This window comes from Oceanobacillus timonensis (assembly GCF_900166635.1).
Lineage (GTDB): Bacteria > Bacillota > Bacilli > Bacillales > Amphibacillaceae > Oceanobacillus > Oceanobacillus timonensis.
This window is the reverse complement of record NZ_LT800497.1, coordinates 423141-439078: the sequence shown is the minus strand read 5'-3', so window position 1 is coordinate 439078 and position 15938 is coordinate 423141. Positions and strand designations below refer to the sequence as shown.

The 15938-nt window shown below is 39.5% G+C and carries 11 protein-coding genes; 5 read left to right on the top strand and 6 right to left on the bottom strand.

Translation table 11 applies throughout. The annotated features are described in order from the left end of the window. Positions 1 to 101 precede the first annotated feature (101 nt). The 3 genes from B7E05_RS02485 to B7E05_RS02475 all read right to left on the bottom strand — a co-directional run bounded on the left by B7E05_RS02485 (position 102) and on the right by B7E05_RS02475 (position 3707). Positions 102 to 2096 (bottom strand): TRAP transporter permease, encoded by a 1995-nt coding sequence (locus B7E05_RS02485; protein WP_080872238.1) that lies wholly within the window; start codon positions 2094 to 2096, stop codon positions 102 to 104. Further along, positions 2089 to 2631 carry a DUF1850 domain-containing protein gene (locus B7E05_RS02480; RefSeq protein ID WP_080872237.1) on the bottom strand — a complete coding sequence of 181 codons (543 nt, stop codon included), beginning with the start codon at positions 2629 to 2631 and terminating at the stop codon, positions 2089 to 2091. Before B7E05_RS02480 ends, B7E05_RS02485 begins: the two co-directional genes overlap by 8 nt. 92 nt (positions 2632 to 2723) lie before the next feature. Continuing rightward, positions 2724 to 3707, bottom strand: coding sequence for a TAXI family TRAP transporter solute-binding subunit (locus tag B7E05_RS02475; protein ID WP_080872236.1), 984 nt, complete (start codon positions 3705 to 3707; stop codon positions 2724 to 2726). Between the two features lie 598 nt (positions 3708 to 4305). Here B7E05_RS02475 and B7E05_RS02470 point away from each other — a divergent pair. Continuing rightward, positions 4306 to 5097 (top strand): serine hydrolase, encoded by a 792-nt coding sequence (locus B7E05_RS02470; protein ID WP_080872235.1) that lies wholly within the window; start codon positions 4306 to 4308, stop codon positions 5095 to 5097. A 155-nt stretch (positions 5098 to 5252) separates the two neighbouring features. After that, positions 5253 to 6512, top strand: a complete 1260-nt coding sequence (locus B7E05_RS02465) for a hypothetical protein (protein WP_080872233.1) — start codon at positions 5253 to 5255, stop codon at positions 6510 to 6512. 96 nt (positions 6513 to 6608) lie between these two features. Here the strand turns inward: B7E05_RS02465 and B7E05_RS02460 are convergent, their stop codons facing one another. From B7E05_RS02460 to B7E05_RS02450, 3 genes are all read right to left on the bottom strand, one after another. Next, entirely contained in the window at positions 6609 to 9761 is a 3153-nt protein-coding gene (locus tag B7E05_RS02460; RefSeq protein WP_080872232.1) for a DEAD/DEAH box helicase, read from the bottom strand. A gap of 5 nt (positions 9762 to 9766) precedes the next feature. Beyond that, complete coding sequence (locus tag B7E05_RS02455) at positions 9767 to 10957, bottom strand: MFS transporter (protein WP_080872231.1); 1191 nt, start codon at positions 10955 to 10957, stop codon at positions 9767 to 9769. A 177-nt stretch (positions 10958 to 11134) separates the two neighbouring features. Beyond that, positions 11135 to 11635 carry a DoxX family protein gene (locus tag B7E05_RS02450; RefSeq protein ID WP_080872229.1) on the bottom strand — a complete coding sequence of 167 codons (501 nt, stop codon included), beginning with the start codon at positions 11633 to 11635 and terminating at the stop codon, positions 11135 to 11137. A 1192-nt stretch (positions 11636 to 12827) separates the two neighbouring features. On the opposite strand from B7E05_RS02450, the gene B7E05_RS02445 reads away from it, so the two are divergent. The 3 genes from B7E05_RS02445 to B7E05_RS02435 all read left to right on the top strand — a co-directional run bounded on the left by B7E05_RS02445 (position 12828) and on the right by B7E05_RS02435 (position 15852). Next, positions 12828 to 13763 (top strand): ABC transporter ATP-binding protein, encoded by a 936-nt coding sequence (locus B7E05_RS02445; protein ID WP_080872228.1) that lies wholly within the window; start codon positions 12828 to 12830, stop codon positions 13761 to 13763. Beyond that, on the top strand, positions 13756 to 15003 hold the full coding sequence (locus B7E05_RS02440) for an ABC transporter permease (protein WP_080872227.1): 1248 nt from the start codon (positions 13756 to 13758) through the stop codon (positions 15001 to 15003). The genes B7E05_RS02445 and B7E05_RS02440 overlap by 8 nt, the downstream gene beginning before the upstream one ends. Positions 15004 to 15306: 303 nt before the next feature. Next, a complete protein-coding gene (locus tag B7E05_RS02435) occupies positions 15307 to 15852 on the top strand; it encodes a flavodoxin family protein (RefSeq protein ID WP_080872226.1) in 546 nt (181 codons plus the stop codon). The last annotated feature ends 86 nt before the right edge of the window (positions 15853 to 15938 follow it).

Genomic DNA, 15938 nt, shown 5'->3' with positions numbered 1-15938 from the left:
ATATTATAAACGAAACTTCAGATGTTTATCGTCATTCGCTTTCACAGTAAAAAAGAAGAAGCTCTTATCTTAAAGAACTTCTTCCCCTTTTGCTATTTCTTTTAACTTACTTGTGCTTTACTGCGTTGCGTATTTTTATCTCTTGACATAAATTGAATCACTAACTGAATAGCAAATAATACAAAACCAATGGTATCGGAGTACCCTTCCGGATAAATCAGCATCAGGCCGGTTACAACAGCTAAAATGCGCTCAAACCATTTGATTTTGCGATACCAGTATCCAATCATCCCAGCACCTATCGCTATCATTCCAAGGATAGCTGTGAGAAAGGAGAATATAATCTCGAATACGGTAGCGTCTATCATCAGCAGGGTCGGGTTCAATACAAACATATATGGAATAATAAATGCGGCAATAGCTAACCTGGCAGCATTACCACCAGTACGTATCGGTTCTCCCCCGGAAATCCCGGTCGCCGCAAAGGCAGCTAATGCTACCGGAGGCGTAATATCTGCCATTATTCCAAAATAGAATACAAACATATGCGCTGCTAGCAGTGGAATTGCCACATCCAAATTATCATTCAGCGCAACAATTGCCGGTAAAGCAATTGTTGATGTAATAATATAGTTCGCTGTTGTCGGAGAACCCATGCCGATAATAATCGAGGTAATCATCGTAAATACCAATGTCAGCATCAACTGGGTTTCCGGTGAGGTAGCAATAGTACCGGCAATCGATACTAAGCTATTACCCAGTTTCAGGCCTAAACCTGTTCTCGTCACTACGCCCACAATAATACCGGCACATGCTGTCGCAGCAGCAACACCTAATGCAGTTCTAGCCCCTTGTTCTAAAGCAACAATAAATTTAGCCGGCGTAATTCTCGTATCTTTCCGGAACAGGCTGACAATAATCGTCGTTACAATCCCATAAATAGCAGCCCTCTCTACACTCACGCCGATAAATAAGAAATAAACAATAGCTACGATCGGCAGCAATAGATGAATCTTTTTTAAAACGGATATTTTACTCGGTATCTCCTCATCCGATAAACCAGTTAAACCGGTCCGTTTTGCTTCAAGATGGGTCATTATCCAAATTCCCGCAAAATATAATGCTGCTGGAATAACAGCTGCTTTGGCGATATTCCAATAGCTTTCTCCTGCAAATTCAATCATTAAAAAGGCGGCAGCCCCCATAATCGGCGGCATAATTTGACCACCTGTAGAAGAAGCGGCTTCTACAGCACCTGCAAAGTTCTTACGATACCCTAATTTTTTCATCATAGGAATGGTATAAGAACCTGTTGTTACTGTATTCGCAACAGAACTTCCTGAAATTGTTCCGTTTAATGCACTTGAGAAAATAGCTACTTTCGCAGGCCCACCTACTCTTTTACCAGCTATGGATATCGCTAAATCATTGAAATAATTCCCTACTCCTGTCTGCACTAAAAATGCACCGAATAAAAGGAATAAGAATATATATGTAGACGATACCTGCAATGGTGTGCCCAAAATACCTTCTGTCGTAAAGAACATCGATTGAATAAGCTGTTCCAGCGAAAGGCCCGCATGCGCAAACATTCCTGGTATGTTCGGCCCAAGAAGTGCATAACCAAGAAACAATAGAGCAATAATGATAATTGGCAGACCTACCGCACGTCTCGCTGCTTCTAACACAAGCAGAATTCCGAGACCCCCTACGACCATTTGCATGGCAGAAATCCCGCCAAACTGCTGAACTAATGTATCATAATATACCGGCCAATATCCGCAGACAAGAATAGATAACAGCATTAAAATATAATCATACCAGGGAATTTTATCCTTCTTCATTCCTCGGGCAGCCGGAAATAATAGGAAAATAAGTGAAAGCGCAAATCCTAAGTGAATGGTTCGTTGAATATAAGCAGTCAATTGACCAAAAATCCCAGTATATAATTGAAATACAGAAAAGGCAATTAACCCAAGAAAGATAACATGGTATAGCTTGCCCTTTAAATTTCTGGTTTTTGATTCTGCATCATACTTCTCCAACAATTCCTGCTGTTCTTTTTCTGAAAGCTGATCCTTTTCTTTTTCACTCACTGATCCTCTCTCCTTTCCAATAATCAAGCAATGTTATCTTATCTATTTTCACTTTATACCAATCTCCAGGCACAAAATAATCATTAAAAGGGACTTCACAACATTCCTTGACTTGTTTTTTATCCATCCAAGCTAAACGATGATTGGAAACAACTTTTCCATTACGGATGTTTATCGATTCAAATTGATGTTCCATATTTTTTATATGATATTTCCCATCCTCATAGACAAATTCTTCCCCTTCACCTGCATTATTCGGCATACCCACACCGAATTCTTCATAAATAATTTCGTATTGCTCTATCATAAAATCCTCTGTTACTCTATATTTCTCCACAACATCTGTTAAATGAATGGAGTGGGTGAAAGTAATTGAGAAATGATCATTTTCTTTCAAAGGTAAAAAAGCCGTGAATTCTCCTGATTCACCTTCGTTAAAAACCAACGCTGTCTGAATCGGATAATTCACGCCTAGTCCAATTCCTCCTCCAATTAAAAGGAATAAAAGAAGGGTTTTTACCCACTTTCTCCGCATTTTAGCATCACCTAATTTTACAAACTTCATTTAAAAAAAGCCGGCAGCCTATCCCTGCAGTTTCTGGGTGGAGCCGGCTGTATTCCTTTTAATTATTCAATACCCTCTTCATCAAAGTATTTCTGCGCACCAGGATGCACCTCGATATCAATTCCTTCTAATGCAGAATCTGGTGTAATAAAGGACGCTTTATCATGCGCCATTCCTTCAGCATTTTCATAGATGGCTTTTGTCATTTCGTAAACAAGGTCTTCCGACAAAGAGCTATTCACTGCCAACGCTGCCAATACTGCAACTGTCCCCACGTCTTCATCCAACCCATAAGTGCCTTCCTCAACCGTATCTTCAGCATAATAAGGATATGCATCGATAAGCTCATCAATTTTATCTTGTTCAAGCGGAACAATAGAGACATCTACAGAAGCGGTCAACCCTTCCACTGCACCAGTCGGCGTTCCAGCTGTTATAAACGCAGCATCAATGTTACCGTCTTGGATACCACCAGTAGATTCATCAAAATCCAGATTCTGTGCATCAATGTCGTCTATTGACATGCCATGTACTTCTAAAATCTGCTCTGCGTTAATGTATGTTCCTGAACCAGGAGCACCGACAGAAACGGTCATTCCTTCAAGATCTTCCACAGACTCGATTCCAGTATCATCTGTTGTTACAATTTGAATCGTCTCCGGGTATAAAGATCCCATTGCCTGTACATTTTCTACAGTTTCATCTTCAAAAGCATTAATTCCTTCAACGCCATGTGCTACCACATCTGTTTGTACAAAAGCAATTTCTATATCACCATTTTCTAAAGACAGCACATTTTCTGCAGAAGCATTGGAAGAAATAGCATCAGCTGATACATCTGTATTATCAGAAATAATGGAAGCCATTTCCCCTCCAAGCGGATAATAGGTTCCACTTGTCCCGCCAGTAGCGATTTGAATCATTTCCGGATCTGTGCTTGGATCTCCAGCCTCTTCACCGCCTTCACTGTCATCGCCTCCACAGGCTGCTAAAAATAACAATACTGCAAAAATAAGTGCGAGCGGGCTTAACCACTTCTTTTTCATCTAAAATCCCCCTTATTACAATAAAGTAAAGTACTTGAAACAATTTTACAATATAAGTAACATATCCGTCAAATTATTCTTAAAACGGGAAACGATTACATTTTAAAATATGAAAATATTTTATCATTTCCAACCCCTAATATATGTTGTTTGTATTGTAAAAAGTCATCCCACCTGCATATCCAGGTCTTTTATCGCAGTGTAATTGGCTGGGGCGAGTAAGCGCAGCAATGTTGTCAGGTTAATATGGCCGCTACGGAAAAACACTCCGCTTTCCGCGGGCCCCGAGCTCACTCCTCCTCGGTAAAGGAGACTTAGCGATTGGCAAGCCGAAAGGCGCAGACAGAGCTAAAGTCGCTCTTATGCCCCGCGGGTAAAAAAAGAAGTTCGCTTTTTTCCTGCGGGGTCTTCCCACTGGGGCTGCGCTTACTCGCCCCAGTCCCAGTCCTACGACATCACGACCGCAGCCTTTGTTCCCTTATCAGTGGAGATGAAAGTATTCTCCATTGAAGGAAGTCTCGCTTTATTTGTATTGCTTGACTATTTTTTGAATATGCCTAATATTATAATTATCCATTCTTCATTAAGAGGTGATAACATGTTTCCCCTTACTTTGTTAAAGCATGCCATTGATTCTATCAAGCCGTTACCACCAATAAAGATTTGTTATTTCATACGTGCAGGTGACGAAGAAATCGCTTTTCATCACAAAGAAGAGGTGCGTGCAGCCAGCATTATTAAACTGTTTATTCTTGCTGCTGCCTATTATGAAGAAGAAAAAGGAAATCTTGATTTATCCAGACAGGTCTGTATCTCTTCTTCTGATATGGCAGGCGGTGCAGGGGTTATTCCTTACTTATCTGATAAACAGACGTATACATATCAGCAGCTGCTTGAATTAATGATTATTGTCTCGGACAATACCGCAACAAACGTATTGATAGATTATATCGGATTGGATAACATACATGTATTTATTCAAACAATAGGTTGTAAACAGACAACATTAGAGCGAAAACTGATGGATGAAGAAGCTATCAAACATGGTCTCGAGAATAAGACAACCTGCTATGATGTGATGCACCTGCTTGATTTCTTTACGGAACCAAATGACATCCTGTCATCGTACGCACAAGAAAAAATGTTAACTATCCTGGGAAACCAGCAATTAAATAATAAACTGACTGCCTACACTTCCTATGATCATACTATCAGGGCATTTCATAAAACAGGAGAACTGAACAGAGCAGAACATGATGCCGCTATATTTCAAACAGCAGATAAACTTCTCAAAGCTGTTGTACTTACAGAAGGCTGGACAAATAACGGACATGGACAGCAATTTCATCAAAAAACAGGATTACATATCTATCATTATTTAAAAGGGTAAGCAGCAATGTCTCTCTTTTTCAATAAAGGAGAGCAAATCGTTTCATATTTGGCTGTTGGTTTCCCGCTTAAAATGTTCGCGCTTCTTCTTTTTTGAAATAAGCGTTTTACAGCGTATTACACTGCGATACCATCCATTAAAAAAGGGGGAAATAAATGACTATCAAACTAGGGGTATATGGAGAAAAAAAGATCGTGCACAGAGTACAAGAAATAGCCAAACAGCTCCCATCTATCGATGTTCTTCCTTTTATATTAACCGGACCGGATGATACATGGAATCAAACAGCGGGAGCTATGATGTGTGATGTACTTCTTTTCACGGATTATTCTTATCATGAAAATGTAGACCAAAAATATAAGCAAACCATCTTTTATATTGATTATGATGAATACAGCATTCTATCATCTGCTTTGCATGCAGGAAAATTTTCTGAGAAAAAATGCCTGTCAATGGATTATCCCGAAGATGTCCAGCTGGCAGCGTTCGCACATGAAATAGCGGTGACAGAATACGAATTCATTTCCACCTCCTATAAGAAGCAAGATCAGTTAAGTACCCAAGAGCTGGTGGATTTTCATAAGCAATTATTTTTTCAGCAAAAAACAGATATCATCCTGACCTCTAGAAGAGACGTCTACAGCAAACTCTTTCAAGAAGGGCTGCCCGTTCATCGCATGCACATACCAGATAAATGTATCTTCCAGTCATTAGAAAAAATCGTACAAACATGGGAGGAAAAACATCAGTCTTCTCATTCTGTTATCACGGGCATCTTTCGATTAAAACAAACGAATTCTGCCCCTATTCATCAGCCAACGCATATGGAAGTCAGAAACCGTCTGAATCAGTTTTGTGAAAAATATGATGCTATCCTTTTACCGGATAAAGATAATGGTTATTTTATCATTGGAACAAACAAACTGATTCAAGTTATTACGGAAAGCTATCGTTCCTTTCCGCTTCTTTATGAATTAGAAGAACTTGCAGGATGTCCTGTCTGTCTGGCTTTTGGTCTGGGAGTAAACCCGCTTGCTTCCCAAAAAAACGCTTATTTAGCCCTGGAAGCTTGTTACCATGAGCAAGCCAGCCTTTGCTATCTGGTTAACGCCTATCAGGAAAAAATGGGCCCGATTGGCCGGCAAAAAAATATTGATACGAATAAATTACTTCATGCACTGGTGCATCAAGCCCGTCTGAACAATGAATTATCCTATCTTTTTATTCAATTTATTGTAGAGCGGAACAATGAACCATTTTCGTCTCATGATATTTCCGCTTTTTACCGGATTAGCAAACGCAGTGCCGAGCGCACTGTCAAAAAATTGCTATCCGGTGATATCATTAAAATTTCCGGCAAAGAGAGGCAATACACCAAGGGCAGACCAAGAAAACTTTTTATTTTAAATCACTAAAGAATGTACGAAATAAAGAAAACGTGGTACTTAAACATTTTATGCTTTCTTAAACCTAAAAAAAGACGGTCTAAACCGTCTTTTTTGTTTATCATGCTACAAGCTCAACAATTCTTTAATATCATCCTCACTCAAGGAAGAAAGCATCGTCTCTCCCGGCTGGATGACCTGATCAATTAATTCCCGTTTCTGCTGCTGCAGTTCATATATTTTTTCTTCGATGGTTCCTTCTGTCACCAGGCGAATGACTTGCACAACATTTTTCTGGCCAAATCGGTGTGCCCTTCCAGTAGCCTGGTCTTCTACAGCAGGATTCCACCATAAATCATATAAAACAACCGTATCCGCACCTGTCAGATTCAAACCGGTACCGCCGGCTTTTAGCGAAATAAGAAATATACCTTTCTCTCCGTTATTAAATTGCTCGCTCATTTCGACACGGTTTTTAGAAGGTGTGTCGCCAGATAGATAAAAGTAATCGTACCCGGCTTCCTCCAACCGGCCGCTGATGATTTCCAGCATGCTTGTGAACTGGGAGAAAATAAGCAGCCGCTTTCCGTTATTAATAGCTGTCTCGACTGTTTCCATCAATTGCTCCAGCTTACCGGATTTCCCTTCATAATTCTCCACAAATGTTGAAGGATGACAGCAAATCTGGCGCAGTCTCGTGAGACCCGCTAAGATCTTCATCCTGTTCTGTTGAAAGGAATCTTCTTTCATCGATGTCGCTGCTTCCTGCTGCAATTTTCTCAAGTAACCGACATACAAATCCTTCTGATCATCCGTTAACTCGGAAATATGAACAGACTCAATTTTCTCCGGCAGCTCTTTCAGCACGTCCCGCTTCAGACGCCGCAGAATAAACGGCTTTGTAATCGCGGAAACTTTACTGGAATCCATTTGTTTAAATGTCTTTTGATCTGGCATCAACCCGGGTAAAATAACCTGGAAAATTGACCAAAGCTCACTAATGGAATTTTCAATCGGTGTACCGCTTAAGGCAAATCGCCTGGTTGCATGGAGTGTGCGAATCGCTTGGGATGTTTTTGTCTGGTAATTTTTAATATACTGCGCCTCATCCAACAATAACGTCTGGAAGCGAACATCCTGATAATATTCCACATCCTGACGCAATGTCGCATAAGAAGTAATCCAGACATCTTTCTCCATCGAACCTTCCATACGTTCATGTCTCTCTATTGGCTGTCCTGTTAAAATAACCGACGTTAAATGCGGTGCAAACTTTTCCAGTTCATTTTTCCAGTTGTACACGACAGAAGATGGTACAACAATCAAGTGTGGACCGACGGGATTTCCTTCTGTTTCAGAAGTGATATAAGCAATTGCTTGCAACGTCTTTCCCAGCCCCATATCATCTGCTAAAATACCGCCAAATTGATATTCGCTTAATGATTTAAACCATTGATAACCAACCTTTTGATACGTACGCAAAGATGCCTGAAGCTTTTCAGGCAGTTCATACACTTGTTCTTCCGGTGACTTCAAATGACTTAATAATTCCCTGAAATTCGAATCATACTGTTTTTTAGTATCGAGCAGCTCATCCAGCTGGGCGCCGCGATATGCAGGCATCTGTACCTGCCCATTCTGTACGGCCTCTTTATCCATTCCCAATCCGTCAAAAAATTTCTGGATGGAAGCAAACTCTTCTGTATCTAAATCCAGCATCTGCCCGGAATTCAAACGGAAATAACGTTTCTTCTCAATCACCGCCTGCAATACACGATTAATTTCGTTATCATCTACCCCGTCGATAGAAAAACCAATCTCCAATAAATTATTTTGTCCTTCCATTCGGACACTGGTGCTTGGCTGCGGTTCATAATCAAAAAACAGCTTCTTAAACTCGCTGGATAAAAACAATTCCACATCCTGGTTCAATGCAGGTAAAATCTTATACAAGAAATAATAAAGATCTGCTTCATCCACCACTGACATATAAAGTTCTCTGCCGTTATATTTAAAATCTGCTTCCTCGATATGCTGCATAATAAGCTGTTCTTTATCCACATCGCGGATCAGCATCACATCAGAATCTTTTTTCCCTTGAAAAGGATCGATCACATGCGTTCCATAATGATATTCCAGGCGTCCAATAATAACGTCATCTTGTAACTCCAAATAACATTTCGCTTTCAGCGGTTCCTTAATCACTTCTTCCGCAATACGCTCATCCAGCTGCACCTCACCAACTGTTTCAAGCGCAGGCATCACCTCTGAGAGGAACGTATCTGTCTGTTCTGTCGGCACATCGAAGTAAATATTCTCTAAACGGAACATTTCCAGCTCCTCTAAAACTGGAATCTGTTCTCTTTTTGGAAAATAGAAAACACCATCTAAAAATAACAAATCATAGTTTGGAAAAAAGGTCATGGCATTTCCCTGCTGCAGCCGGAGCGATATATGCTGCTCGTTTTTCATGACGTCAAACTGAAACGGAAGTTCCCCATCTACAATCTGTATGTCTGTATACTCTTCCCGTTGTGTTTTCACGGAAGTTTTCCGTTCTTTTAATTTATACAATAAGTTTTTAGCCAGTACTGGCGGAATCGTCAGGTATCTTTCATTATTTCTTCGTGTATAACTATATGAATCATATACCTCTGCACTTTTGCTTACTTGATATAACAACTCAAAAATTTCCTGATCTGCTTCATCTATCACATGTTTCTCCGGCTGAAATGTAAATTTCTTAGAGAAGTAATGCTCTCTTTTTTTAAAATAATTCTCTAAGAATTCGGCTGCATTTTTCACAACATAAAGATGCTTCTCCCCAATTTTCCACTCAATCTGCAGATGCTTCAGGTAAGACCAGCTAACAATATACTCCACCTTTACCGGCTGTTGATAAGAAGTATTCTCCGTCACGTTTCTTGTTCCCCTGATTGCTTCCATAAACCGGTTCAGTCGATAATTATTCACTTTAGGCCGGATATCATTCCTTTCAAAACGCTGTATCGCCAATAACGCAGCTATAATATGCTTACAATATCCGAACGTTTCATATGCAGGACAATTACACTGCATATCAATGGATCCTTCCTGTAAGCTATCTGTATTTATCTCTACAAAGTAATCTTCTGTCCCTTGTACCGTTGCCGTCCACGTATCATTAAATTGATCGTACATCAGGTCGTGGACTTTATTATTATTAAAATAATTTAATCCACGGCGGTAAAATTTGTCAGGAAATGCATTTTTAATATTTATATCCTTTATTTGTTTCAAACCAATTAACCCACCTTTACATTATCAGATGTTTTTCCAAGGGCAGTAAATATATAAATCAGCATCGAAATAATGATAGAAACCGCTGCTGTTAAATAAATAGATGTATAGTTAAAAGCTGCTGCAATTTGCCCGAAAAGAATAGCGCCTATTCCTACTCCTAAGTCAAAGCAGGAGAAGAAGGTCGCATTCGCCATCCCTTTCCGGTTTGCAGGAGCCCGGTTGACTGCCCAGGCTTGTAATGTCGGCTGTACCGCTCCAAACCCGAGACCAAATAAAGCTGCCGCTATTAATAAAACGGTCGTGCTTGGCAGCCATGCTAACAGAAGCATCGACAGGAATATAAGCACAACGGCCGGCAGGAAAATTACTTTATGGCCTTTTCTATCATATAGTCTGCCCGAAAAAAGGCGGGAAACCATGATAAATACAGCAAAAATAAAGAAATAAAGTTGAATCCCTTCTACGCCTCTTTCTATCGCATGCAACGGCAGAAATGTAGCTATTCCACCGAAAGCAAATGTAATAAAAAATAATAAAATCGATGGTTGTAATGCATTTTTCTCCAATACATCAAAGCGTGCTACTTTCGTCAAATGTGCCGGGTCCACTTTTTTATAGTGGATGCGCATGGCAAAAAGAAAAGCAATAACGCCGCCGAGTGCACATATTAAGAACAATTGCTGATATGAAATCAGGGCAGCTAACGTTAGCCCTAAACTTGGTCCGAAAGATAGAGCAATATTTCCGGATAAACCGAAATAACCCATCCCCTCTCCTCTTTTACGGGGCGGAATCAAGTCTGTTGCTACTGTCCCTCCGGCTGTAGTCGAAAACCCCCAGCCGACGCCCTGGATAATCCGAATAATAATTAAAAATAAAATACTTGCTGTAAATGCAAAAGCGCCTACAGACAGGACAAAAATGCCTAATCCAATCAAATAAACAAATCCTCTTCCCTTGCTTTCCAGCGCATGGCCGGCATAAGGGCGTATTAACAAAGCAGAAAATGTAAAAATACCTACAATGATACCCACCATCTGATCACTGCCGCCAAGGTCTTTCACAAATAATGGTATAGTGGGAATAGTCATTTGAAAACCTAAGAAAATAAAAAAGTTCGCTATCCAAATATATAGAAAGTCTCGTGAAAAAATCTTATCATTTTGCGAGTCTGCTTGCGCCTGGGCTGACATTACAAACAACCTTCTTTCATTTTGTCATCACTAAATTATTATACAGGAGTTTCACGGTAAATAACATGAAAAGAATTTACAAGACAGGCCGTTTCACAAAAATAAATAGAGGAGAACGGCAGGATATCCGTTCTCCTCTATTTATTTTTTATCTCCTATATGATTCATCAGCTCATGTTAGGCTACATAACTTTCACTGTGTTTCTCTTTTTTCATACGTTGATTCCAAGTGCCTTTTAAATAAGGCATTACCCAGCGGTCTAAACCATATCTTCCAGCATTCGCGCCAGCAATAGCAATAAAGACTCCTAATATGGCCATTTGCGGATTAGTAGATAGTGTTCCGCTAAGTAAGAAAGAGAAGTTCATCACAACACCCATAAGTGCAGCAAGGTTTGTGAAAATGCCCAAGATTAGCCCAAGTCCAATAAATACTTCTCCCCACATCACAACGATTGAAAATAGGCCAGCGTTCGGAATAGCTACAGCATCCAGAAATGTAGACCACCATCCCGGTACATCCGGATTTCCTAAAGCGCCTTGCAAATAACCGCCTGCATCAAATTCTCCACCTGCAATTTTGCCCCAACCAGATGTTAACCATGTATATCCTAGATAAAGTCGAATAACTGCCCAAAGACCCGCAATATACTTGTTCGTTCTTAAAAAGTTCATCATGTTCACTCTCTCCCTTTATTTAATAAATTAATCAGTTCATATTTTGTTCAATATTTCACAATTGTTTATAGAGGATATCCTTTATTACACTTTTATAATACCATGCCGTTTTTCTTAAGTAAATAGTTTTTGTGAATTATTTCACATAATGTGAACAAAGGATGAAGGTAATTTCTGGATTTTCAAATAACGGTGTCTCTTCTGCTTATCAGAAAAGGTATTCTCTGTAATTTTAAATTGCCCAAAATAATCTAACTTTTTGAAACCATATAAACAATTGTTTCGTACAATAAAATAAGAAGAATTTTCCGTTTTTGTCCCGGCTGAGGTTTATGAACTTTTTCATTACTCAACTTTCGCACTTTAAAAAGTAACTCCCTTTCCATGGGAATAGGGGTTGATTGTTACTTCCATAGAGCAGTTGCCAAAGGAAAGAAGGTAAAGTGTAAGGCGACCGCTACGACGGACCGTTTTGCTTTCCTAGGGGCACGCTCTTCAGCTAACTTTTACCAAGAAGAGCACTTGACAAAAGGGTATCTTCAGATGGTGCTAATCCCTCAGGAGTCAAAACGGTCCGCCTCCGCTAGTAAGGTGTTCTAGACGGTTGAAATAGATCAACAAATAATAGTTATATCAGATAGAACAGATTTTTCATGACGTGTAGTAAAAATGTGCTGTTACAACGTCTGCACTAGTACGTCTTGGGATTGAGGCTGCGCTTACCAATTGTCAGGTTAATAAATTTTCAAAAAATGATATTTGCTACAAGCATAAAGCAATAACGCTAACCAGCGTAGGAAAAACACGGAGACTCCTGCGGGAAAGCGCAGTGGGAAGACCCCGCAGGAAAAAAGCGAACTTCTTTTTTCCGAGGAGGCTGAGCTCAAGCCCGCGGAAAGCGTAGTGTTTTTCCGTAGCGGTCATACTAACCTGACAACATTGCTGCGCTTACTCGTCCCATCGAAAACATTTGTACGTCGGTAAGCGGCGTGGTTGACCAGAGTGGAAGCTATACAGCCTATCCTGTTCAAAAAATAGAAAGATGATTGAACGAAAACGGTTTATTTAATTCATTGAATCGAGACGTGGTGTTACCAAGGAAAACGATCACAGATTCATCTCATACGTATTGGAATGAACGCGCGCGAAGACACGTTTCATTTTATCTTGTGATGTGAAAGGAGATTTTTACGTGAACACTTTATTAACAGTAGATAATCTTAAAAAATCTTTTAAAGATAAAGAAGCTCTAAAAGGCATTTCTTTCGAAGTGTATCGTGGAGAAATTATGGCTATCCTGGGCCCGAACGGTGCAGGTAAATCTACGACAATCCGCAATATTATGGGGATTATGTACCCTGACAGTGGAGAAGTTCATTTTCATCACCAAAAGGGAAAAGCCATTCCGAAATCAAAAATCGGTTATCTGCCCGAAGAAAGAGGTCTATATAAAGATGTAAAGGTGATGGATATCCTTTTATACCTCGCAGATTTAAAGGATTACCCTTTAGATAAAGCGAAAGAACGCGTTTTAACGTATCTGAAGAAATTTGATTTAGAAGGAAAAGAAAATACTTCTGTGGAAGAACTCTCTAAAGGAATGAGTCAAAAAGTACAGTTTATCGGTGCAATTCTTCATGAACCGGAATTACTTATTCTTGATGAGCCTTTTTCCGGGCTAGATCCCGTCAGCCAGGAAATTTTCAAAGAAGAAATTGCTTCTTTAGCAGCAAATGGCACTGCCATTCTGCTTTCCTCCCACCAAATGAATCTTATAGAGCAAATGTGCGATCGTCTTTTTATGATGCAGCATGGCCAGAAAGTGATTTATGGAACATTAGATGAGGTGAAAAAGCAATATGCTAATTTCAAATGTATCCTGCAGGGAGAGAACCCGCCTGCCCTGTTAGAAAAAATTCCTGAAGTCGATCGGATTGAATATAACGGCAATCATGCGATTCTTCACCTGCAAAAAGAAGTTATTCCGCATCATTGGTTAAAGCAATTACCCGATGCATTAGATGTACAGGAGCTACATATTAACCGTATCTCTCTACATGAAATTTTCATTGATATTGCTACGGATAAACATTCGGTTTCGCAGGAAGGAGGGTCACAACATGCATAACTCCCTGAAAGTTGCGAAATGGGAATTAAAACGGAATCTAAAAAACAAAACATTTATCATTGGCCTATTTATAACACCTGCTATCTTCATTTTGTTTTTCTTTTTAGGTTCTTTATTTTCAGATTCAGATGACAATGCAGACGCGGATGAAAATATGACCGTGTACGTGAATGAAAATATTGGCTTTTTTGAAGAAATGGAAGCCATCAACAGAGAACAGAATTTCGGATGGGATATACAGCGTACAGATATGCTTAAATCGGAAATAACAGAGGTTGATGAACCTTATACAGCATATCTATTTATTAATGAACAATCCTTGGAAGAAAATCGGATTGCCACATACACCAGTGAAGAGTCTGACCCATTATTTCCCGGGCAATTACAGACACTGACTGCTCCTTTACAGATGATAAAGGCAGAAGCATCCGGTCTCAGCCAACAGGAGATAAATCAATTATTTGAACCAATCACTTTTGTAGAAGGAACAGATCAAGGAGAGGGATCAACCCCTTCCAGTATAGAAGAAAATTCGCTGATTGATTTAGAAAATCCTTGGGAAACCATTATTCCCGGTGTCTTCGCTGGTATTATTATGCTTTCTATTACGTTTACAGGAATGGCTATTTTTCAGAGTGCATCTCAAGAGAAAAAAGATAAGATTGCAGAAATTATTTTATCTTCTTTAACCCCTTCCGAGCTAATGCAGGGAAAAATTATCGGGTACTTTATGTTAGGTCTTATCCAGGTCGCTGTCTTTATCATTATTTTACTTCCATTTACTGTTTGGCAGACAGATATCCCGATTGTAGAAAATCTATTTGTACCAAGAACCATTTTCTTTGTATTGATTGCTCTGTTGAGTTATTTGATGTTTGCATCTATTTTTGTTGGTGTCGGCGCGACCATGTCTGATATTTCCAGCTCCGGTAATCTGCAAGGCCTTGTTATGATGCTGCCATTTCTGCAGTTTGCAGTTATTGGACCGGTTATCAGTAATCCAGAGGGCATATTCGCCACTGTGAGCACTTATATCCCGTTTACGGCACCTCTAACATTACTTATCCGGCTAACCTTGTTAGATAGTTGGCCATGGATGGAGATTATCATTTCTATTGCGGTTATGGTGTTAAGTATCTATATATTTATGAAGCTGGCAGGAAAGATTTTTAAAGTAGGTATTCTTTTATATGGCAAAAATGCAACCCCCAAAGAAATCTGGAAATGGATTCGCATGTAAGCAAAAAATCCTTTGTGCTTGATTTCAAGGCTTGAATGCAGCTGTTTTGGAACAGGAATAATATCATGCCAACCTGAAAAACCCGAGGCGGGAGCAGAACACTGCTTGCTTCCCCTCGGGTTTTTCAGGTTTATGCATACACAGGTAGATGCGTACATATCCTTTACCATATTGCTTTTTTAAGTATAGGAAAGATGCACACCATTTTTTAATAAGAGCAGAATCTAGGTAGACTACGATGGTGATGGAAATCGCTATCCTTATTTCCTCTCCCTGTTTCTTCATTATAGAAGGAGGATGTTTATGAGCACGATTGTTTTCCATGGATCAACACGCAAGAACAGTAACACCGAGATTCTAACTTATGAAGCTGTACCTGAAAATCAGGGCACCCATGTTTATTTACGTGATTATACGATCTATCCTATCATTGATCAAAGACATGATTCCAATGGCTTTACCCCCGTAAATGATGATCATACGAAACTGATTGATTTGCTATTAGCGCATGACACCATCGTTTTTGCCACGCCTATTTACTGGTACAGCATGTCTGCGTTAATGAAATTATTTATTGATCGCTGGTCACAAATTTTAAGAGATGCAAATTATCCTGATTTCAGAAAGAAACTATCTCAAAAAAAAGTGTATGTCATTATTGTTGGCGGTGATAACCCCTTTATTAAAGGATTGCCGCTGATTCAGCAATTTCAATATATATGCGATTTTTATAAAATGCATTTTGCAGGCTATGTTATTGGAAAAGCTAGTAAACCAGGTGATATATGGAATGATAAAAGAGCTTTTAAAGCTGCTTCAACATTACTTTCTTCTGAAGATGATCAATAAAGGGCTCCCTTTCGATCATCACAGAAACCAAGACGATTCTATCTGTTTTCCAAAAAGAAAGTTTTTGTCTCCCCTGTTTCCCAAAA